This window comes from Halalkalicoccus tibetensis (assembly GCF_037996645.1).
Classification (GTDB): Archaea; Halobacteriota; Halobacteria; order Halobacteriales; family Halalkalicoccaceae; genus Halalkalicoccus; species Halalkalicoccus tibetensis.
Genome location: NZ_JBBMXV010000001.1, coordinates 410,518 through 429,633 on the forward strand (window position 1 = coordinate 410,518; position 19,116 = coordinate 429,633).

Annotated in this window: 20 protein-coding genes; 12 read left to right on the plus strand and 8 right to left on the minus strand. The window is 68.5% G+C overall.

Annotation, left to right across the window (positions count from 1 at the left end; genetic code table 11):
* Positions 1-2: 2 nt before the first annotated feature.
* The gene (locus tag WOA58_RS02335; protein WP_340602539.1) at positions 3-902 is read right to left on the minus strand and encodes a DUF7504 family protein; all 900 of its coding nucleotides are present in this window, start codon (positions 900-902) and stop codon (positions 3-5) included.
* A gap of 148 nt (positions 903-1,050) precedes the next feature.
* Here WOA58_RS02335 and WOA58_RS02340 point away from each other — a divergent pair, with 148 nt between their 5' ends.
* From WOA58_RS02340 to WOA58_RS02365, 6 genes are all read left to right on the plus strand, one after another.
* On the plus strand, positions 1,051-1,752 hold the full coding sequence (locus WOA58_RS02340) for an SDR family NAD(P)-dependent oxidoreductase (RefSeq protein WP_340602540.1): 702 nt from the start codon (positions 1,051-1,053) through the stop codon (positions 1,750-1,752).
* 159 nt (positions 1,753-1,911) lie between these two features.
* Positions 1,912-3,252: a sodium-dependent transporter gene (locus tag WOA58_RS02345; protein WP_340602541.1), complete on the plus strand. Its 1,341-nt coding sequence runs from the start codon at positions 1,912-1,914 to the stop codon at positions 3,250-3,252.
* Positions 3,253-3,328: 76 nt separating this feature from the next.
* Positions 3,329-4,873 carry an acyl-CoA carboxylase subunit beta gene (locus WOA58_RS02350; RefSeq protein ID WP_390220496.1) on the plus strand — a complete coding sequence of 515 codons (1,545 nt, stop codon included), beginning with the start codon at positions 3,329-3,331 and terminating at the stop codon, positions 4,871-4,873.
* The gene (locus tag WOA58_RS02355) at positions 4,870-5,151 is read left to right on the plus strand and encodes an acc operon protein (protein WP_340602543.1); all 282 of its coding nucleotides are present in this window, start codon (positions 4,870-4,872) and stop codon (positions 5,149-5,151) included. The genes WOA58_RS02350 and WOA58_RS02355 overlap by 4 nt, the downstream gene beginning before the upstream one ends.
* 21 nt (positions 5,152-5,172) lie before the next feature.
* Entirely contained in the window at positions 5,173-7,008 is a 1,836-nt protein-coding gene (locus WOA58_RS02360) for an acetyl-CoA carboxylase biotin carboxylase subunit (protein ID WP_340602544.1), read from the plus strand.
* Positions 7,009-7,932 (plus strand): biotin--[acetyl-CoA-carboxylase] ligase, encoded by a 924-nt coding sequence (locus tag WOA58_RS02365; protein WP_340602545.1) that lies wholly within the window; start codon positions 7,009-7,011, stop codon positions 7,930-7,932.
* 13 nt (positions 7,933-7,945) lie between these two features.
* On the opposite strand, the gene WOA58_RS02370 is transcribed toward WOA58_RS02365, so the two are convergent.
* From WOA58_RS02370 to WOA58_RS02400, 7 genes are all read right to left on the minus strand, one after another.
* A complete protein-coding gene (locus WOA58_RS02370) occupies positions 7,946-8,392 on the minus strand; it encodes a universal stress protein (protein ID WP_340602546.1) in 447 nt (148 codons plus the stop codon).
* Between the two features lie 24 nt (positions 8,393-8,416).
* Entirely contained in the window at positions 8,417-9,445 is a 1,029-nt protein-coding gene (locus WOA58_RS02375; RefSeq protein ID WP_340602547.1) for an amidohydrolase family protein, read from the minus strand.
* A 121-nt stretch (positions 9,446-9,566) separates the two neighbouring features.
* Positions 9,567-9,827: a hypothetical protein gene (locus tag WOA58_RS02380; protein WP_340602549.1), complete on the minus strand. Its 261-nt coding sequence runs from the start codon at positions 9,825-9,827 to the stop codon at positions 9,567-9,569.
* Between the two features lie 186 nt (positions 9,828-10,013).
* A complete protein-coding gene (locus WOA58_RS02385; RefSeq protein ID WP_340602550.1) occupies positions 10,014-11,246 on the minus strand; it encodes an HD domain-containing protein in 1,233 nt (410 codons plus the stop codon).
* A 39-nt stretch (positions 11,247-11,285) separates the two neighbouring features.
* Entirely contained in the window at positions 11,286-12,566 is a 1,281-nt protein-coding gene (locus WOA58_RS02390; RefSeq protein WP_340602551.1) for an amidase, read from the minus strand.
* 58 nt (positions 12,567-12,624) lie between these two features.
* Entirely contained in the window at positions 12,625-14,022 is a 1,398-nt protein-coding gene (locus WOA58_RS02395; protein ID WP_340602552.1) for a short-chain fatty acid transporter, read from the minus strand.
* A gap of 98 nt (positions 14,023-14,120) precedes the next feature.
* The gene (locus tag WOA58_RS02400) at positions 14,121-14,357 is read right to left on the minus strand and encodes a hypothetical protein (protein ID WP_340602553.1); all 237 of its coding nucleotides are present in this window, start codon (positions 14,355-14,357) and stop codon (positions 14,121-14,123) included.
* Between the two features lie 100 nt (positions 14,358-14,457).
* On the opposite strand from WOA58_RS02400, the gene cofD reads away from it, so the two are divergent.
* The 6 genes from cofD (at position 14,458) to asd (ending at position 19,076) form a co-directional block, all read left to right on the plus strand.
* The gene (gene cofD, locus WOA58_RS02405; protein ID WP_340602554.1) at positions 14,458-15,444 is read left to right on the plus strand and encodes a 2-phospho-L-lactate transferase; all 987 of its coding nucleotides are present in this window, start codon (positions 14,458-14,460) and stop codon (positions 15,442-15,444) included.
* A gap of 56 nt (positions 15,445-15,500) precedes the next feature.
* Positions 15,501-16,238, plus strand: a complete 738-nt coding sequence (locus WOA58_RS02410) for a tRNA-dihydrouridine synthase (RefSeq protein ID WP_340602555.1) — start codon at positions 15,501-15,503, stop codon at positions 16,236-16,238.
* Positions 16,235-17,062: a triphosphoribosyl-dephospho-CoA synthase gene (locus WOA58_RS02415; protein ID WP_340602556.1), complete on the plus strand. Its 828-nt coding sequence runs from the start codon at positions 16,235-16,237 to the stop codon at positions 17,060-17,062. The genes WOA58_RS02410 and WOA58_RS02415 overlap by 4 nt, the downstream gene beginning before the upstream one ends.
* Positions 17,059-17,673 (plus strand): DUF447 domain-containing protein, encoded by a 615-nt coding sequence (locus WOA58_RS02420; RefSeq protein ID WP_340602557.1) that lies wholly within the window; start codon positions 17,059-17,061, stop codon positions 17,671-17,673. The genes WOA58_RS02415 and WOA58_RS02420 overlap by 4 nt, the downstream gene beginning before the upstream one ends.
* 24 nt (positions 17,674-17,697) lie before the next feature.
* Positions 17,698-17,889, plus strand: coding sequence for a 30S ribosomal protein S17e (locus WOA58_RS02425; protein ID WP_340602558.1), 192 nt, complete (start codon positions 17,698-17,700; stop codon positions 17,887-17,889).
* A 152-nt stretch (positions 17,890-18,041) separates the two neighbouring features.
* Complete coding sequence (gene asd, locus WOA58_RS02430) at positions 18,042-19,076, plus strand: aspartate-semialdehyde dehydrogenase (RefSeq protein WP_340602559.1); 1,035 nt, start codon at positions 18,042-18,044, stop codon at positions 19,074-19,076.
* Positions 19,077-19,116 lie beyond the last annotated feature (40 nt).

Below are 19,116 nucleotides of genomic sequence, written 5' to 3' on the forward strand. Positions count from 1 at the left end.
TCCTATCTCTCCGAACCGTCCCGTCGCTCGAGCAGCGCGTCGACCCGTGCCGGCTCGAGCGCGAGTTTGACGAGCCGTCGGTCCCATTCGACGGAGACGATCCCCCTGTCGGCGAGCTTCGGGAGGCAGGCGTGATAGAGGTCGATCTCGACGAGACGGGCGTTGGCGGGCTCGCGCCCCTCGGGGTGGCGTGCGTTCTCGCTCGCGGCGACCCGACCCGCGATCGTCTCGACGGAGACCGGGCCCTCGGCCGTCCGGAGGGTCCGGAGCACGGATTCCTCGCGCGTGTCGGTCGCGACCGAGGGGCCCGAGGACTCGACCTCGACGACGCGGTCGAACGCGTCGCCGACCAGCGAGAGGGTGTGATCGTCGTGGTCGCGGGGATCGACCCTGACGTAGGCGATCGCGCCGGTCATTCGCAGGCGCTCGGCCAGCGACTCGACGAACGAGATCGTCCGCTTGGCCCCGACGTGTTCGATCACGGGCGTCAGCGACTCGAGCCAGATCACCGTCTGCTGGTCGGTGTGGAGCCACTCGGTGATGTAGAGGTTGATCGCGGTGTAGAGCTCGTCGAGGTCGCTCGGTCGTTCGACCGCCGTCAGCGGAAGGTCGACGCCCTCGTGGCTCCGGCGCTCGGAGGGCACCGCCGGATCGATCCGCGTGCCGATCCTGATCGCGCCGGTCTTGACCGGGAGCTCGCCGAGCTGGGTCTCGCAGGCGTCGATCCATTCGAGGGGATCGAGGCGGGTCGTGATCGCGAGGACGTTCATCGTCCGGGGGTCCCGTTGGTCCCAGATCGGTCCCCAGGTCTCCTCGGAGGGCCCGCGGAGCAGCACCGTCGCCGGCCCCTCGGAGTCCTGCCCGACCCCGTCCGGCGTGACGGACTGGGAGGTTCGCGTCATACCTGCGAATGCACGGCGACCGGCAAGTAGCTTGTCTTTCGATACCCGGTATCACGCGCCGGATAGATCCGTTTTCGGACCTCTCGAGGCGGCGTCGGGTTCGGCCCGATCGTTCGTCTTTATCCGGGTAGCCCCCGTAGCTGCGCCCATGTCCGCGAGCTTCGACTTCGACGGGCGGGTGGTGTTGGTGACCGGCGCCTGTGGCGCGCTCGGCAGCGCGGTCTGTGCGGCGTTCGAACGGACGGGCGCGACCGTCCACGCGACCGACGTGATCGACGTCGAGGACGAGGGCTCGCTGCTCGACTCCGAGTCGGTCGCGTTCCACCGGGGCGACTTCACCGACGAGGACGACGTCGAGCGCGTGGTCGGCGAGGTCGTCAACGGGGAGGATCGTCTCGACTACCTGGCGAACGTCGCCGGCACTTGGGCCGGCGGCCAGCCCATCGACGAGACGGAGCTCTCGGAGTTCGAGACCGTCCTCGACGTCAACCTGAAAACCGCCTTCCTCGCCTCGAAACACGCCCTTCCCCACCTCCGAGAGACCGAGGGGGCGATCGTCTCGGTTTCGGCCCGCGCCTCCCTCGAGGGTGGCGAGGGCGACGGCCCCTACCGGGCGTCGAAGGCCGGGATCCGGCTGCTGACGGAGACGCTCGCCGAGGAGAACCGCGGGACCGTGCGTGCGAACTGCGTCATGCCGAGCGTGATCGACACGCCCGCAAACCGGGAGACCATGGACCCCAGCGGGGAGTGGGTCGACCCAGCCGACATCGCCGAGGTCTTCCTGGTTCTCTGTAGCGACGCGACGAGCCCCACGAGCGGCGCGGCGGTCCCGGTCTACGGCGAGGCCTGACCACTCCGGTTTCCCGGGGTGTTCGCCATCGCTGCCGGACGATCTCGACGACAACTGGCCGTTCGCCCCCGATTCGATCCCGATCCGGCCGGTAAAGAATCATGTCATATGATTCCATGTATCGGTGGGTTTATAACCAGGGGTGCGAATGTTGGCTCCATGCCACAACGAGAGACATGGGCGACCAGGACGGGGTTCATCCTGGCCGCCGTCGGCAGCGCGGTCGGCCTGGGGAACATCTGGCGGTTCCCCTTCGCGGTCGGCCAGGAGGGGGGTGCGGCGTTCCTCTTGGTCTACCTCCTGTTCGTCGTCCTGATAGGCTTCCCGGCAATGCTCGTCGAGTTCACGCTCGGCCGCCGGACGCAGAAGAACCCGGTCGGGGCGCTCGCCCAGATGGGCGGGCGCACCTGGAAGCTCGTCGGGCTGGTGTTCGTCGTCACCGGCTTCACGATCCTCTCCTACTACAGCGTCATCGCCGGCTGGACGATCAGATATACGTTCGCGAGCCTCACCGGCGCCTACACCGCCGACCCCGAGGCGTACTTCGGCGCGGTCTCCGTCGGATTCGACGCCGTCGCCTTCCACGCGCTGTTCATGGTGCTCGTGATCGGCGTCATCGCGCTCGGCGTCCGTTCGGGCATCGAGCTCGCGGTGAAGTTCATGGTGCCCGCGATCATCGCGCTGGGGATCGGCCTCGCGGCCTACGCCTTCACCCTCGACGGGGCGGGAGCGGCCTACCAGTTCTACCTCTCGCCGGACCTCGACGTGCTGGCCGCCGAGTGGCAGTCGATCCTGCCCGCGGCGGCCGGTCAGGCCTTCTTCACCCTCTCGTTGGGGATGGGCGTGATGATCACCTACTCCTCGTATCTCGCGGAGGACCGTAACCTGGCCTCCGACGGCGCGATCATCATCGGCTTCGACACCGCGATCGCGTTCCTGATGGGCCTGATCCTCTTCCCGTTCCTCTTCACCGCGGGCGTCGACCCGGGCGAGGGCGGTCCCGGCACGCTGTTCATCAGCCTCGCCGCCGCCTTCGCCGAGCTCCCGGCCGGCAACATACTGGGGGCGGTCTTCTTCGGCACCGTCGCCATCGCGGCGCTCTCCTCGGCGATCAGCCTGCTCGAGGTGCCGGTCTCCTACGTGATCGACGAGTTCGGCGTCGACCGGATGACCGCGACCCTCGGGGTCGGCGGGCTCGTGTTCGTCCTCGGGCTCGCGCCCGCGCTCGACCTGATCTTCCTCGACCTCTTCGACCTGTTCGCCGACGCGATCCTGCTGGTGCTCGGAGGCCTGCTGGTGTCGATCTTCGTCAGCTGGATCGTCCCCGACGAGGCGCTCGACGAGCTCCAGAAGGGGATCGGCGAGCTGGGATCGATCGGCACCGCCTGGGTGTGGGCGGTCCGGATCCCGGTCGTGCTCGTGCTGGCGTTCTCGCTGTACCTGGGAATCGTCGGCTACATCGAGTTCCTGACGACCGATTTCGCCGACTGGCTGGGCTGACCTGCGGAACCCTTTTGTCGGCGTCCGTAATGGGTTGGCGTATGCTGAACCGTGAGGGATGGTGGTTACCGTGACCATCGACGACGACATCGAGGAGCTGCGCGAGCTGAAGGCGGAGGCCGAGCTGGGCGGCGGGGAGGACCGCATCGAGTCCCAACACGAGAAGGGGAAGATGACCGCCCGCGAGCGGATCGACTACTTCCTCGACGACGGCACCTTCCACGAGTTCGACCAGCTTCGCACCCACCGGAGCCACAACTTCGGGATGGAGGAACGCAAGGTCCTCGGCGACGGCGTCGTCACCGGCTACGGCGACGTCAACGGGAGGAAGACGTTCGTCTTCGCCCACGACTTCACCGTCTTCGGGGGCTCGCTGGGCGAGGTGTTCGCCGAGAAGATCTGCAAGGTGATGGACACCGCGATGGAGGTCGGCGCGCCGATCGTCGGGCTGAACGACTCGGCGGGTGCGCGCATCCAGGAGGGGGTCGTCTCGCTCGCGGGCTTCACCGAGATCTTCCACCGCAACCAGAAGGCGAGCGGCGTCGTTCCCCAGATCTCCGGGATCATGGGGCCGTGTGCGGGCGGGGCGGTCTACTCGCCGTCCATCACGGACTTCATCTTCATGGTGAAGGACACGAGCCACATGTACATCACCGGCCCCGGCGTGATCGAGACCGTCACCGGCGAGCAGGTCACCCAGGAGGAGCTGGGCGGCGCGCGCACCCATGCCAACGAGACCGGCGTTGCCCAGTTCGCCGCCGAGTCGGAGAAGGCCGCCCTCGACGACATCAAACGGCTGCTCTCCTACGTCCCCCAGAACAACGTCGAGGACCCCCCGCGGGTCGAACCCTGGGACGACCCCGATCGTCGGGACGAGGAGCTCAACGGGATCGTCCCCGAGAGCCCCCAGAAACCCTACGACATGGTCGACGTGATCGACGGCGTCACCGACGAGGGGGCGTTCTTCGAGGTCGCCCCCGAGTTCGCGAAGAACATCGTCGTCGGCTTCTCCCGGCTCGACGGCCATTCCGTAGGGGTGGTCGCCAACCAACCCCGGGCGAACGCCGGCACTCTGACCGTCGACTCGAGCATGAAAGCCTCGCGGTTCGTGCGCTTCTGTGACGCGTTCAACATCCCGATCCTGACGTTCGTCGACGTGCCCGGCTACATGCCCGGCACCGACCAGGAACACCGCGGGATCATCCGTCACGGGGCGAAGCTGCTGTACGCCTATTCGGAGGCGACCGTGCCGCTGCTGACGGTGATCACCCGGAAAGCGTATGGGGGAGCCTACTGCGTGATGGCCTCGAAGCATCTGGGCGCGGACGTCAACTACGCCTGGCCCACCAGCGAGATCGCCGTCATGGGCCCGCAGGGCGCGGTGAACATCCTCTACCGCAAGGAGCTGGAGGCCGCCGAGGACACCGAGAAGCGCCGCCAGGAGCTGATCGACGAGTACCGCGAGGAGTTCGCGAACCCCTACACCGCCGCCGACCGGGGGTTCGTCGACGACGTGATCGAGCCCGCCGACACCCGCTCGCGGCTCGTCGACGACCTCGAGATGCTGCGCTCGAAACGCGAGTCCCAACCGGACAGGAAGCACGGCAACATCCCGCTATGAACGGGGAGCAGTCCGATCCGGGCTCCGGATCCCGAACGCTCGCGATCCCCGACAGCGCCGACGAGGCGGAGGCCGCGGCGATCGCCGCGGCCATCGGCTCGCACCTGCGATCCCAGGAGGCGGCCGCCGCGGGCGATGACGAGGGGCCGACCTGGGAGGGCGAGCGCTGGACCTTCGCGGGCCGGGTCGAGGGCACCGGGGGACGGGCCGTCCGCGTCCCGACCACGGCACCGACCGACCGCTGGACGGCAGCGGGTCGAACCGACAGAATGAGGTAACTCACGCCGAGACCATCAACAATGTTCAGGAAAGTCTTAGTCGCGAACCGAGGTGAGATCGCCGTGCGCGTCATGCGCGCGTGTGAGGAGTTGAACGTCGGCACGGTCGCCGTCTACAGCGAGGCCGACAAGGAGAGCGGCCACGTCCGCTACGCCGACGAGGCGTACAACGTCGGGCCCGCACGGGCCGCCGACTCGTATCTGGATCACGAGGCGGTGATCGAAGCGGCGAGGAAGGCCGACGCCGACGCGATCCATCCGGGGTACGGCTTCCTCGCGGAGAACGCCACCTTCGCCGCGAAGGTCGAGGAGGCCGACGGCATCACCTGGATCGGTCCGAAGAGCGATGCGATGGAGGGACTGGGCGAGAAGACCAAGGCCCGAAAGACCATGCAGAAGGCGGGCGTGCCGATCGTTCCCGGGACGACCGACCCGGTTACCGAGCCCGAGGAGGTTCGGGCGTTCGGCGAGGAGCACGGCTACCCCGTCGCGATCAAGGCCGAGGGCGGCGGCGGCGGGCGCGGGATGAAGATCGTCCACGGGCCCGAGGAGGCCGACGAACAGCTCGAGAGCGCGCGCCGCGAGGGCGAGGCCTACTTCGACAACGACTCGGTGTATCTCGAGCGGTTCCTCGAGAACCCACGGCACATCGAGGTCCAGATCCTCGCGGACCACGCGGGCAACGTCCGCCATCTCGGCGAACGGGACTGCTCGCTCCAGCGGCGCCACCAGAAGGTGATCGAGGAGGGCCCGAGCCCGGCGCTGACCGACGACCTGCGCGAGGAGATCGGTGAGGCCGCCCGTCAGGGCGTGAGCGCCGCCGAGTACACCAACGCCGGCACCGTCGAGTTCCTCGTCGAGGAGGACCCCGACCGCGGAGCAGGCGAGCTGTTGGGCCCCGAGACGAACTTCTACTTCCTCGAGGTCAACACGAGGATCCAGGTCGAGCACACCGTCACCGAGGAGATCACGGGCATCGACATCGTCAAGTGGCAGATCCGGGTGGCCGCCGGCGAGGAGATCGCCTTCGCACAGGACGACGTGGGGATCGACGGCCACGCCATGGAGTTCCGCATCAACGCCGAGAACGCCGCCAAGGAGTTCGCCCCCTCCACGGGCGGCACACTCTCGACCTACGACCCGCCGGGCGGGATCGGCGTCCGGCTCGACGACGCGCTCAGACAGGGCGACTCGATCGTCACCGACTACGACTCGATGATCGCGAAGCTGATCGTTCACGGGTCGGACCGCGAGGAGTGCATCACTCGGAGCCTCCGCGCGCTCCGGGAGTACGGGATCGAGGGCGTCGTGACGGTGATCCCGTTCCACCGGCTGATGCTCACCGACGAGCGGTTCGTCGCGGGCACCCACACCACGAAATACCTCGATAACGAGCTCGACCGGAGTCGGATCGAGGAGGCCCAGGCCCAGTGGGGGAGCGAGACCGACGGCGAAAGCGAGGAGGAGGACGTCGTCCGCCGGGAGTTCACCGTCGAGGTCAACGGCAAGCGCTTCGAGGTCGACCTCGAGGAACACGGCGCCCAGGCTGCCGCCGCGGCCGGCGGGGGCGGCGGAGGCGGCGGCGCCCAGCCGCCCCAGCCCGCCGGCGGAAGCGACGCCGGGTCGACGGAGGTCGCGGCCGAGGGCGAGGAGGTGACCGCCGAGATGCAGGGGACGATCCTCTCGGTCGAGGTGAGCGAGGGCGACGAGGTCGAGAGCGGCGACGTGCTCTGCGTGCTCGAGGCGATGAAGATGGAGAACGACGTGATCGCCTCCTCGGGCGGGACCGTCGAGCAGGTGCTCGTCGGCGAGGGCGAGAGCGTCGACATGGGCGATACGCTCGTCGTCATCGACTGAATGAAAACCCGGAAGGCGCTCCTCGATGCGCTCGCCTCGGGACCCGTCTCGGGGCCCGAACTGGCCGAGGAGCTCGGCGTCTCGCGCAACGCCGTCTGGAAGCGGATCGAGGAGCTCCGCGAGGCGGGCTTCGGGATCGAGAGCGACGGGTCGGGCTACCGGGTCGAGTCGGTGCCCGAGTTCGGCGGCGCGGCCGTCGAGTACGGGCTCGAGGCGCCCTACTCCGTGGAGTACCACGACGCGATCGACAGCACGAACGCCCGCGGCCGGGAGCTGGCGAAAGCCGGCGACTCCGACGTCGTCGTGCTCGCGGACGAACAGACCGCGGGCCGGGGTCGGCTCGAACGGGCCTGGAACGCGCCGTCCGGCGGGGTCTACATGAGCTTCGTGCTCCGACCCGACGTGGCGCCGATGGAGGCACCCCTGCTGACGCTCGCGGCCGCGGTCGCGACGACCCGCGCGCTCCGGGAGGCGGGCGTCGACGCGGGGATCAAATGGCCCAACGACGTTCTGCTCCGAACGACCGGCGAGAAGCTCGTCGGGATCCTCACCGAGATGGAGGGCGAGGCCGACCGGGTCTCGTGGGTGATCTGTGGGATCGGCGTGAACGCGAACGTCGATCCCGACACGCTCCCCGAGGGCGCGACGAGCGTGCGCGAGCAGGTGGGGGACGTCGACCGGCGCGTCTTCGCCCAGCGGGTCATCGAGGGGTTCGACTCCCTGCAAACGGACCCGGACGCGATACTGGGGGCTTGGCGCGAGCTCGCGATCACGCTCGGCCGGCGGGTGCGCGTCGAGACGCGAGACGGGGACGTCGTCGGCGAGGCTGTCGACGTCGAATCGCCGGGTCGGCTCGTGGTCGAGACCGAGGAGGGTACCGCCAGGGTGCATGCGGGCGACTGCGAGCACCTGCGGCCGGTCTGAGGCCGCTTGGATACTACTCGAGGTCCTCCTCCCGAACCCGAACCGTGAGGACAGGCACCGGCGAGCCCCGAACGACGCGCTCGGCGACGCTCCCTAGGAGAAGGCGGTCGATCCCGCCCCGGCCGTGGGTCCCCATGACGATCAGGTCACAGCCCTCCTCGGTCGCGTAGCGGACGACCTCCTTCGAGGGGGTGCCCTCGATGAGGGCGGTCTCGACCTCGACGTCGTGACGCGCCGCGATCGCCCGGACTCGCTCGAGCGCCTCCTCGCCGTCCTCCCGGAGCATGTCGCTGACCCCCTCCCAGGAGGTCTCCATGGGGAGGCTGGCGAAGCTCGCGGTGTTGACGACGAACACCGCGTGGACCGACGCCCCGTGGACGCTCGCGAGCGAGACGGCCTGTTCGATGGCGCGCTCGACGCCCGCCGACCCGTCCGTCGGAACGAGAATGCGCTCGTACATCGTGTACGCTATTCACATACTAGCTTAATTGTGTTGCGCCGGATGGACCACGTCGAGCACGTCGTCGGTTCCCGCGCGCCTGACGACCGCCCGGATCGGGTCACGTACTCCCGAGAGGTTGTCCGAGTCGCCGTCGAGGACGAGCAGGCGTGCCTCGCGGCCCTCCTCTATCGTGCCGGCGTCGAGCCCCATCAGCTCGGCGCCCGCGCGGGTCGCCATCTCGAGGATCGTCGGGGCCTCGAGACCCGTGAGCTTCGCGGCGAACTCCATCTCGCGGAACATCGAGGGGCTGTTGAGCATCACGTTGTCGGTGCCCAGCGCGACGGTCGTTCGCTCCGCTAACTCCTCGATGGGCGGCAGGCCGACGTCGGTCACGAGGTTCGCTCGCGGGCAGACGACGACCGGAATTTCCTCGCGTTCGACCCGGTCCAGATGGTCGGGACCGGCGTTGACCATGTGGACCAGATAGTCGGGTTCGAGGTCGAGCGCGGGCACGATGTCGTCGGTGCGGTTCTCGCCGGCGTGGATCCCGAAGGGCTTGCCGGCCTCGCGGGCCGCCTCGCGCTCCTCCGTGAAATCGGCGTCCGCGGCGCCGCTGGCGCCGTAGCCGTCGCCCGCCTCCAGCGCCGCGAGCTCGTCGCGCCCCATCGCGAAGGCGTCGACCGGGAGCCCCTCTGCCGCTTCCCTGAGGACCGAGACGCCGTCGGCCCCGCCCTCGCGGAAGTCCAGAAAGCCCGTCACGCCGCCCGAGCGCATGAACCGGATCGACTTCCTGATAGCTGCGACCATCTCCTCGCGGTCGCTCTCGCGCAGCAAGCGGTGTTTCAGGCCGTCGGGCGGGGCGACGAGTTCTTCGAGGGTCAGTCCTCGTCCGGCCTCCTTGGCGATCGAGTCCCCGATGTGGGTGTGGGCGTTGACGAACGCGGGCGCGATGATCCGGTCGCTAGTAGTGGAAGCCTCTTCGACCGCTTCGATCCGCCCGTCCTCACAGACGACCCGGCCCTCGACGGGTTCGTACCCGGGACCCCGGAGGACGGTCCCCTCGACGATCATACCCGATCCTGACGGCCGCGGGATTTGAACCCCGGGATTCTCAGCGCGCGCCGGCGCCGAACCGATCCAGCGTGGTGTGCAGCCCGGGCCGGACAGGTATTAAAACTGTTTACTGGATTACCTACTCAGCCGTCGGTCGTCGTAACTCTAAATCCCCGGTTACGGCCTCGTATACGATGCTAATTACGGCTGCAATGGCGTATGATATTATTTCAACTGGGATCCTTACACCTGTGTTGAGAACGATCTCGGAGTAGATCTCGGTCGGTATTTGATATCCGATTACATAATATGGTCCGAACACTGGATACAACAACAGCCCGGGGAGTGTATCAGAAACCGGGTAATAGAACGCCCATACTAGCGGTGAAATGGCCAGCATAATAAATAAAAAATCACTTATTTATTAAATACATATTTATAACTATTTTTATTCATATCTCTACTATGACCTCTGTCTAAAAAAACTGTTCTGATGCTTCGAGATCCGTACGGTGGCTGGTTACATGCATAACATATTACACCTGGTTTGTCGAATAGGCTGGAGACTATAGCCAGAAATACAATGCTATTGATTGCCCGCGCCGAACCGATCCAGCGTGGTGTGCAGCCCGGGCCGGACGTCGCTGATCAGCGTGCCGTCGGTGTCGAGCCCGAGGACGGCCTCCGTCGCGTGGCCGACCCGTTCGGCGGCGTCGGCGGGCGCGTAGACCCCGAGGCGCCACTGGTTGAGCTGTGAGTGTTGGAGGGTCCGCACCAGCGGCGACTGCTCGTCGAGTTGCCGGGTCTCGCCGCCGACCACGACGCGAGTACTGGATTCCGTCATCTTCGGGTACGCCGGCACGTCGAGGATCACCGCGTCGTCCTCGACGCCGGCCCGGTCGGCGATCGTCTCCTCGCACTCGACGGTCGTTTCGTGGTCCATGTCGAGCAAGTCGCCCGGGACGTCGCGGTACTCCGCCCAGACGGCTCGCTTGAACAGGTCGCGGTGGGCGAACCGCCGGGCGATCCCCTCGGTGCTCTCGCTGGTGCGCAGCGCCACGAGCAGGTCGTGGTCGTCCATCCGACGGAGCTCCTCGGGATCGATCCCCGACGCGATCAGCCGCTCGGCACCCCGGCGGAGCATCGACTTGCTGATCCGGGCGACGTGGTGGCTGTACACCGTCGGGTTCATCAGCGCGCGGGCGACCAGCAGGCTCTCGGCCGATTGGACGTTGCCCTCGCCCAGGACGAGCTCGCCGTCGACGAAGCGCAGCTCCCGGACCAGCCGGCCGTGGTCGATGGTGCCGTAGGGAACGCCGGTGTGGTGGGCGTCGCGCACTAAATAGTCCATCCGGTCGACGTCGAGCTCGCCCGAGACGAGCCCGCCGTATTGGCCCTCGCCGTGGATGAGGCCGGCCACCCGGTCGGGGTCGAGGTCGTGGTCCTCGAGGACCGACTCGACGGGCCCGCCCTCGATGACGTCCTCGACGTCCTCGTGATATTTTCCGGTGTGGCGCTCGATCACGTCCTCGACGTTGTGGCTGTAGGGGCCGTGGCCGACGTCGTGGAGGATCGCCGCGGCCCGCACCCGTTCGGCGGCCCGGCCCTCGATCCCCATGTGCGAGAGCGCCTGGCGGGCGAGGTGGTAGACCCCCAAGGAATGCTCGAAACGGGTGTGGTTCGCGGAGGGATAGACCAGCGAGACGGTGCCCAGCTGCTTGATGTGGCGGAGGCGCTGGACCTCGGGGGTGTCCAGCAGCGCGCGGGCAACGCCCCCGACCTCGATATGGTCGTGGACGCTGTCCTTGATCGTCTTCATACCCCCATCTGGGCCGCCCTCGGGCTTAAACCGACGGCCCTAGAGGGCCTCGGCGATCCCCTCGGCCCATCCGACCAGGCGCTCGTCGTCGCCGTAGCGGGCGACACACTGCAGCCCCAACGGAAGCCCGTCGAGCTCGCCCGCGGGAAGCGCCATCGCGGGCTGTCCGCTGTGGGTCCACGGGAGGTTCATCACCGGGTCACCCGTGTTGTCGATCCCCTCCGGGGCGGGCCCGGGCGCACCCGGACAGAGCCAGACGTCGACCCCCTCCGCGTCCATCGTTCGCTCCACGGCCCCGCGGAGCTCCCCCCGGCCGGTTCGGGCCTCGCAGAGCTCGCCGACGTTCACCCTGTGGCCCTCGCGAATCAGCTCGGCGGTCGCCTCGGCGTACAGGTCGCCGTACTCGGCGAAGCGTTCGCTGTGCGAGAGGGCGGTCTCGGCGGCGACCAGACTCTGGTGGCGGTCGTTCACGTCCTCGACGTCCCCGAGGAGGTCGACGCGTCGGACCTCGTAGCCGGCCTCCTCCAGCCGAGCGACCTGTTCGCGAAACGCATCGAGGGCCTCCGCGTCGGCCTGCTCGAGGTACGGTCCCTCGGGAACGCCGAGGGTCGGGACGTCCACCTGCTCGGGTCGCCAGTGGTCGTAGAGGACGATCGCGGCCAGCTTCGCCCCCGCGACGTCCTGTGTGAAGAAGCCGACGTGGTCCACGGAGGGCGCGACCGGCAGGACGCCACCGATGGGGATCCGACCGTAGGTCGGCTTGAGGCCGACGACCCCGCAGAAGGCGGCCGGACGAATCACCGAGCCGATCGTCTGGGAGCCGAGTGCCAGCGGGCAGAGCCCGGCGGCGACGGCCGCGGCGGAGCCGCTCGAGGAGCCGCCGGGCGTGTGGTCGGTGTCGTGGGGGTTGCGAGTCGGGCCGGGCTCGAAGTAGGCGAACTCCGTCGTCACGGTCTTTCCGAGCACCAGCGCGCCGGCCTCCCGCAGCGCGCGCACGCTGTCGGCCTCGGCTCCGGTCACGGACCCGGGCGGGACGTCGGCGCCCGCCCTCGTGAGGAACCCCTCGGCGTGGAAGATGTCCTTCACCCCCACCGAAACGCCGTACAGCGGCGGTCTGGTCGCCGGGTCGTCGAACTGGGCTTCGAGCGCCCGCACCTCCCGGTTCAGTCGGTCCCACCTGTCCGGTTCGTCGAGCAGCGCCTCGATCCGGGGTTCGACGCGGTCGGCCCGGTCCTCGAGGGTGGCGAGATGCTCGTCGGGATCCATCCGTCCGGCCCGTAGCGACGCGGCGACCGCGGAGAGGGGTTCGTCCTCGATCATTCGCGAACCGAGGGAACGGGCCCCCTTAACGGTTGATGATCGGTACCACGAGACGGTCTCAGTACGGCAGGAAGTAGAGCCCGAGCGCGAACACCGGCGTGAGCACGATCATGATGATCAGCGTGTAGCCGAGGATGTCCCGCGCGCGCACCTTCGTGATTCCCAGGAGCGGGATCGCCCAGAACGGCTGGAACATGTTCGTCCACATGTCGCCGGTGCCGTAGGCGATGATCGCCTGGCCGGCCGGCACGCCGAGCTCGTTCGACGTCTCGCCGATGATCCCGCCGATGATCGCCCACTCGCCGCCGCCGCTGGGCGCGAAGAAGTTCATGATCCCGCCGAGCAGCCACGCGAACACCGGGAACGTCGCCGGGGTCGCTAGGTCCAACAGGAGCTCCGAGACCAGGTCCGAGAGCCCGGAGTTGTCGACGATCCCCAGGATCCCCGCGTAGAAGGGGAACTGCAGGATGATGCCCGCGGAGCTCTCTGTCGCGTTCCGGATCGCGCCCATGTAGGCCGTCGGCGTCCCGTAGAGGAACAGCCCGAGCGCGATAAAGAGGAAGTTGAAGACGTTGAGGTCGAGCGCCTCGCCGATGCCCGCGGTCGCGAAGTGCTGGATCAGATAGACCGCCATCCCCGTCGCGACGACGTAGGCGACCAGCCGGCTGTCGTTGAGCCGCTCTGCGGGTGGTTTCTCGCCTCCGTCGGTGGCGACCTCGCGTTTCTCCTCTCCGTCCTCGGACTCCTCGTCGAGCATCGACGGGGCGTACTCCTCGATCCCTACCGCGTGCTCTTCCTCCGGCGCGAGGTAGTACAGCAGCGGGACGACCGTAATGAAAACGAGGATCGCGAGGCCGAACGCGTAGACGGTGAAGACGCTCTCGGAGAGCGGGACGACGCCGATGACGTCCTCGAAGACGTGGCCCTCGGTCGCCGAGAGCAGGCCGGCGCTGGTCGAGGGGCCGACGTGCCAGATGACCTGGCTCGTATAGCCCGCCGCACACAGCAGCGGGTAGTGGAACGTCTTCCCCCGGCGATAGCCCGCCCGGGCGACGAAGACGGCGAAGATCGCGCCGATGATGAGGCCGACCCCCCAGTGGAAGTAGCCCGCGAGCATCGCGACCGCCGCGACCAGCGCCGCGGCCTGCGCGCCGGTGTCCGGGAGCGCGGCAATCCGGTTCAGCAGGCCGCTGACCTGCTTCGAGTCGGCGACCGCGTAGCCGGTGACGAGCACGAGCACCATCTGCATCGCGAACTCGAGCAGCTCCCAGAACCCGTCGTACCAGTTGACGACGTTGGCCAACGGCCCGTCCGGCGTCAACACGATCGCCGCCCCGTACGCGATCACCGTCAGGACGATGGCGAAGATGAACGGGCTCGGAACCCACCGCTCCGACCAGTCGGCCACCGCCTGCCCGATCCGTTGCAGCCATCCTTGTGAATTGCTAGCAGACATCCGTCCGAGAGGATAGAACCGGCACGTATATTCGTTGCGTTTCCGCCCTCACCCGATTTCGGCGGCCGGGCATGGGTCGGCACCCGGTCCCGTGGTGCCTACCCCGTTCGGGAGAGGGTGTGATACTGTTTTCGCAGGTAGATCGCGCCGAAGTACAGCAGAACGAGCGGCGGCAGAAGCTCGAACAGCAGCCCGCCGCCCACGCTCGACCCGACGGCGGCGAGGCGGGCGATCCAGACCACCCCGATGGCGAGCGCGAACGCCGCAACCCCCGCGCGGACGAGCGCGCCGACGGTCCCGGGCCGCGTCTCGGAGGGAACGCTGTCCTCGGCCATACAACGGCTACTCGCGAACGGCGTCTAAACCGCTTCGATCCCCAGCCTCGGCTCGGGTCGGAGACGAGCGCTTAAGGCCGCCCGCCCGCCTACCCCGCGTATGGTCACGTTTCTCTCCGGGGGGACCGGGACGCCGAAGCTCCTCTCGGGTGCCGGTGACGTCTTTTCCCCCGAGGGGACGACGGTGATCGCCAACACCGGCGACGACGTCGAGCTCGGCGGGCTGTTCGTCTCGCCGGACGTCGACACCGTTCTCTTCGAGCGCGGCGGCGTCCTCGACCGCGACACCTGGTGGGGGATCGAGGGCGACAGCCACGGGACGAACGACTTTCTCTTCGAACTGGCCGAGAACGCGGGGCTGGCGGGCGGCCCGCGCTACCTCCCCGACGAGAAGCAGACGAGCGGCCGGGAGGTCGCGCGCTGGCGGCGCTTTTCGGGGATCGCGGAGTTCATGACGATCGGCGACAGGGACCGCGCGGTCCACATCACCCGGACGAGCCTGCTCGACGAGGGGCGTTCGCTCACAGAGGTCACGCGAACGCTCGCCGACGCCTTCGGGCTGGAGATCGACCTCCTGCCGATGAGCGACGACCCGCTCGCGACGATGATCCACACGCTCGAGGGCGAACTGCACTTCCAGGAGTTCTGGGTCGGCCGTCGGGGCGAGCCCGAGGTCACGGACGTGGAGTTCCGCGGCGAGGCGCGCTCGACGACGGCGGTCCGGGAGGCGCTCTCCGACCCCGTGGTGATCGGGCCCTCAAACCCGATCACCAGCGTCGGGCCGATCCGCGCGGTCGAGGGGGTCGAGCGGGCGCTCGCCGAGACCCCCGTGGTCGCGGTCTCACCCTTCGTCGGGGACCGGGTGTTCTCCGGTCCGGCCGGGGAGCTGATGGCCGCAACCGGCCACGAACCGAGCACGGCGGGGATCGCCGAGGCCTACCCGTTCGCCGACGCGTTCGTGCTCGATTCGGCCGACGAAACCGAGCTGGATCGCCCCGTCGTCCGTACCGACACGGCGATGGAGACGCCCGAGGACGCGGCCCGCGTCGCGCGGGCGGTCCGAGAGGCGCTGGAGGCGGTCGCATGAGAGAACGCGAGCGAGCGAACGCGACCACGCCGGAGCCATGCTCCGGAGGCGGTCGCGTGAGGCTCGTCGCCGCGAGCCTGAGCGGGCAGTCCGATGCCGCGTGGGCGCGGGCGGCGAGCGAGCACGTCGACCGCGCGATCCTCGGGGGGATCGCGCTCGACGAACCCTCGCGAGGGGCTGCCCGGCAGCTGGTCGCTCGGGACCGCGAGGAGTTCCTGCCCGACGACCCGCTCGCGTTCGTCGACGAGCAGCTATCAGTGCTGTCGGATCTCGGTATCGAGACGGGGTTCAACGTCCGGAGCACCTCGGTCGAGCCGGTCCGGGAGGCCGCGGCGGTCTGTCGGGAGCACGACTCGATCTGTGAGATCAACGCCCACTGCCGACAGGCGGAGCTGTGTCGGGTCGGCTGCGGGGAGGCGCTGCTGCGGGACACCGACCGGCTGTGTGAACAGGTCCGGGCGGCGGCCGGGACGGGCGCGGCGGTGAGCGTGAAGGCCCGCGCGGAGGTCTCCGGGGTGGATCTCGCCAGGACCGCCCGGGCGATCGAGGACGCCGGGGCCGACGTGATCCACGTCGACGCGATGGACTCCGAGCCCGTCATCCGGGAAGTCCGGGGGGCGTGTGACCTGTTCGTGATCGCGAACAACGAGGTACGGGATCGCGAGAGCGTCCACGAGTACCTCGCGTTCGGCGCGGACGCGGTGAGCGTGGGGCGGCCCAGCGACGATCCGCGGGTGCTCGCGCGGGTCCGCGAGGCAATCGAGGAGTGGGAGACGCGGGAGGCGAGCGTATGAGGCCCGCCGAGCACGCCCAGTTGGCCCTGCTGCTCGAAGTATCGGGCACGCCCAAACCGGGCAACGTCGACCGCGACCGGGACCTCCCCGACCTGCGCTACGAACAGTTCCTCGCGGGCGCGGTCGGCGCGGGAAGCGGGCTGCGCGCGGCCGAATCCGACTCCATAGGGATCGCCTTCGAGCGAGCCGTCGAGGGGATGGCCGGCCGACACGGCGAGAACACCCAGTTCGGCGCGCTGCTCCTCCTCACCCCGCTCGTCCGGGCCGCGAGCGAGGGCGAGCTCACCCCCGCCGGCGTCGACCGCGTCGTGAGAGAGACCACCGTCGCGGACGCCGCGGCGTTCTACCGGGCGTTCGAGCACTGCTCGGTGTTCGTCTCGGACCCGCCCGCCGAGTGGGACGACCTCGACGTCCGGCGCGGGTCGGCTGCGATCCCCGCAGTCGAGGAGCGGGGGCTCACCCTCCACGACGTCATGGCGCTCGGCGAGGGCGAGGACGACGTCGCCCGCGAGTGGACCGGCGGGTTCGAGCGCTCCTTCCGGGTCGCGGACCGGATCGAGGAGCTCTCGGGGCCGCTCTCGGACCGGGCGGCGGCGGCCTTCTGCGAGCAGCTGGCCGAGCGTCGGGACACGCTCGTCGCGAAGAAACACGGTACCGACGTGGCCGAGTGGGCCCGCCAGGAGATCGCCGACCACCTCGGCGACGTCGAGATGCTCGACGCGCTCGCGACCGCGTTCGTCGAGCGCGGGGTCAACCCCGGGACCACGGCGGACATCGTCGCCGCGGGGCTGTTCATCGCCCTTGAACGGGGTGTCGAGGCGTGAGCGGCGAGGGTGCGAGAGATGACGCGGCCGCCGATTGGCCCGTCGATCTCGACGGGGTCACCGAGTCGATCGTCGCCACCCTGGAACCGAACGACAGGTGGAACCTCGCGGCGCTGGGGCTCTTCTCCGGCGAGCCCATTACAGCTAGAACGTGGGGCAACACCCGGACCCGACGGAACTTCCACCGCCGAGGCGAGGGCTACGTCCAGTTCACCCGCGACCCCGTCGACTTCGTCGAGGCGGCCTGTTCGATCCACGAACGCGACGAGCCCGTCCTCCCCTCGGCGGACGCCTGGATTCGCGTCGAGGTCGAGCAGGTCGACGGCGGGGAGTCGGGCGGGACGCGCTGGGAGGAGTGGGAACTCGTGCCCGTGGAATCGGGGGTCGAGAACCGCACCGTGCCGACGATCAACCGCGGCTTCGGGGCGGTGATCGAGGCGACGGTCGCCGCCTCCCGGCTCGACGTTCCGAGCTACGACACCGACGAGCTGCTCGACCGGCTGGCGTACTTCGAGGAGGTCGTCGAACAGTGTGGCGACGGACGCGAGCGCGAGGCCTTCGAGCGCCTCGCCGAGCACGCCGGGCTGGATCGCCGAAACGAATCCTTTTAGGCCGGCACCCAAGTAGAGCCAGGCATGGCGATCAAACCGGCCTACGTCAAGAAGACGGGGACGCTCCTGATGGAGCGCTATCCGGAAGCGTTCGGCGACGACTTCGAGCACAACAAGACCAGCGTCCGCGAACTCACCAACATCGAGTCCAAGGGCGTCCGCAACCGCATCGCGGGCTACGTCACCCGCAAGCACGACCAGGCGGAAGCCCAGTAACGCCGATTCTCGCGTCCGTCCATGCCCTCCTAGCCTCGACTCCACCCATCCGACGAACTCACCGGGCCGATGCAGCATTTGCCCGGATCGCAACCCCCATCCGAACTCCCCGATCCAAACCGTTTTGAATACGCTGTTCCCTACCTTCGCTAATGACTCACACTGTAGGCGTTCTCGGCGCGACCGGCGCGGTCGGACAGCGGCTCATCCAGCTGCTCGACCCTCATCCCGAGTTCGAGATCCGCGCGCTCACCGCCAGCTCCGACAGCGCGGGCAAGCCCTACCGGAAGGCCGCGAAGTGGCGCATCAGCACGCCCATCCCCGAGGACATCGCGGAGATCACCGTCGCCGAGACCGACCCTGGCGCGATCGACGACGATATCGACCTGCTGTTCTCGTCGCTCCCTTCCTCCGTGGGCGAACGCGTCGAATCGGACTTCTGTGAGGCGGGCTACGTCGTCTCCTCGAACTCCTCGAACCAGCGCATGGCCGAGGACGTCCCCCTCGTGATCCCGGAGGTCAACGCCGACCACCTCGGGCTGCTCGAGGTCCAGCGCGACGAACGCGGATGGGACGGCGCGATGGTGAAGAACCCCAACTGCTCGACGATCACGATGGTGCCCACGCTCGCCGCGCTTGACGAGTTCGGCCTCTCGCGGATTCACGTCGCCACCCTGCAGGCGGTCTCGGGGGCGGGCTACGACGGCGTCACTTCGATGGAGATCATCGACAACGCCATCCCCCATATCGGTGGCGAGGAGGAGAAGATGGAGAGCGAGTCGCGAAAGCTGCTGGGCGGGTTCGACGGCGCGGAGCTCTCGATACACGACGCCACGGTCTCGGCCTCCTGCAACCGGATCCCGACGCTGGACGGCCACCTCGAGAACGTCTGGGCCGAGTTCGAGGAAGAGGCGACCGTCGAGGAGGCCCGCGAGGCGATGGAGTCCTACGAGGGGATTGATCTCCCCAGTTCGCCCGATCCGCTCATCAAGGTCTTCGAGGAGCCCGACCGCCCCCAGCCCCGCCTCGACCGCGAGCGCGAGGACGGGATGCAGATCTCCGCGGGCGGGCTGCGCGAGAGCGGGACCGGCCTGCAGTACAACTGCCTGGCCCACAACACCCTGCGGGGCGCGGCGGGCGCGAGCGTGCTCAACGGCGAACTGCTCGCCGAACAGGGCTACCTGTAACCCGTAGGACAGCCCACCGGCGCATCGTAAAGACGTTTCG

Excerpts from the sequence above, each read along its gene's own strand:
- WOA58_RS02425 (WP_340602558.1), top strand. The coding sequence starts at position 17,698 with ATGGCGATCAAACCGGCCTACGTCAAGAAGACGGGGACGCTCCTGATG.
- WOA58_RS02370 (WP_340602546.1), bottom strand. The coding sequence starts at position 8,392 with ATGTACGAGCGCATTCTCGTTCCGACGGACGGGTCGGCGGGCGTCGAG.
- WOA58_RS02345 (WP_340602541.1), top strand. The coding sequence starts at position 1,912 with ATGCCACAACGAGAGACATGGGCGACCAGGACGGGGTTCATCCTGGCC.
- WOA58_RS02395 (WP_340602552.1), bottom strand. The coding sequence starts at position 14,022 with ATGTCTGCTAGCAATTCACAAGGATGGCTGCAACGGATCGGGCAGGCG.
- WOA58_RS02355 (WP_340602543.1), top strand. The coding sequence starts at position 4,870 with ATGAACGGGGAGCAGTCCGATCCGGGCTCCGGATCCCGAACGCTCGCG.
- WOA58_RS02375 (WP_340602547.1), bottom strand. The coding sequence starts at position 9,445 with ATGATCGTCGAGGGGACCGTCCTCCGGGGTCCCGGGTACGAACCCGTC.
- WOA58_RS02415 (WP_340602556.1), top strand. The coding sequence starts at position 16,235 with ATGAGGCCCGCCGAGCACGCCCAGTTGGCCCTGCTGCTCGAAGTATCG.
- WOA58_RS02380 (WP_340602549.1), bottom strand. The coding sequence starts at position 9,827 with ATGCTGGCCATTTCACCGCTAGTATGGGCGTTCTATTACCCGGTTTCT.
- WOA58_RS02400 (WP_340602553.1), bottom strand. The coding sequence starts at position 14,357 with ATGGCCGAGGACAGCGTTCCCTCCGAGACGCGGCCCGGGACCGTCGGC.
- WOA58_RS02340 (WP_340602540.1), top strand. The coding sequence starts at position 1,051 with ATGTCCGCGAGCTTCGACTTCGACGGGCGGGTGGTGTTGGTGACCGGC.
- asd (WP_340602559.1), top strand. The coding sequence starts at position 18,042 with ATGACTCACACTGTAGGCGTTCTCGGCGCGACCGGCGCGGTCGGACAG.
- WOA58_RS02360 (WP_340602544.1), top strand. The coding sequence starts at position 5,173 with ATGTTCAGGAAAGTCTTAGTCGCGAACCGAGGTGAGATCGCCGTGCGC.
- WOA58_RS02365 (WP_340602545.1), top strand. The coding sequence starts at position 7,009 with ATGAAAACCCGGAAGGCGCTCCTCGATGCGCTCGCCTCGGGACCCGTC.
- WOA58_RS02390 (WP_340602551.1), bottom strand. The coding sequence starts at position 12,566 with ATGATCGAGGACGAACCCCTCTCCGCGGTCGCCGCGTCGCTACGGGCC.
- WOA58_RS02385 (WP_340602550.1), bottom strand. The coding sequence starts at position 11,246 with ATGAAGACGATCAAGGACAGCGTCCACGACCATATCGAGGTCGGGGGC.
- WOA58_RS02335 (WP_340602539.1), bottom strand. The coding sequence starts at position 902 with ATGACGCGAACCTCCCAGTCCGTCACGCCGGACGGGGTCGGGCAGGAC.
- cofD (WP_340602554.1), top strand. The coding sequence starts at position 14,458 with ATGGTCACGTTTCTCTCCGGGGGGACCGGGACGCCGAAGCTCCTCTCG.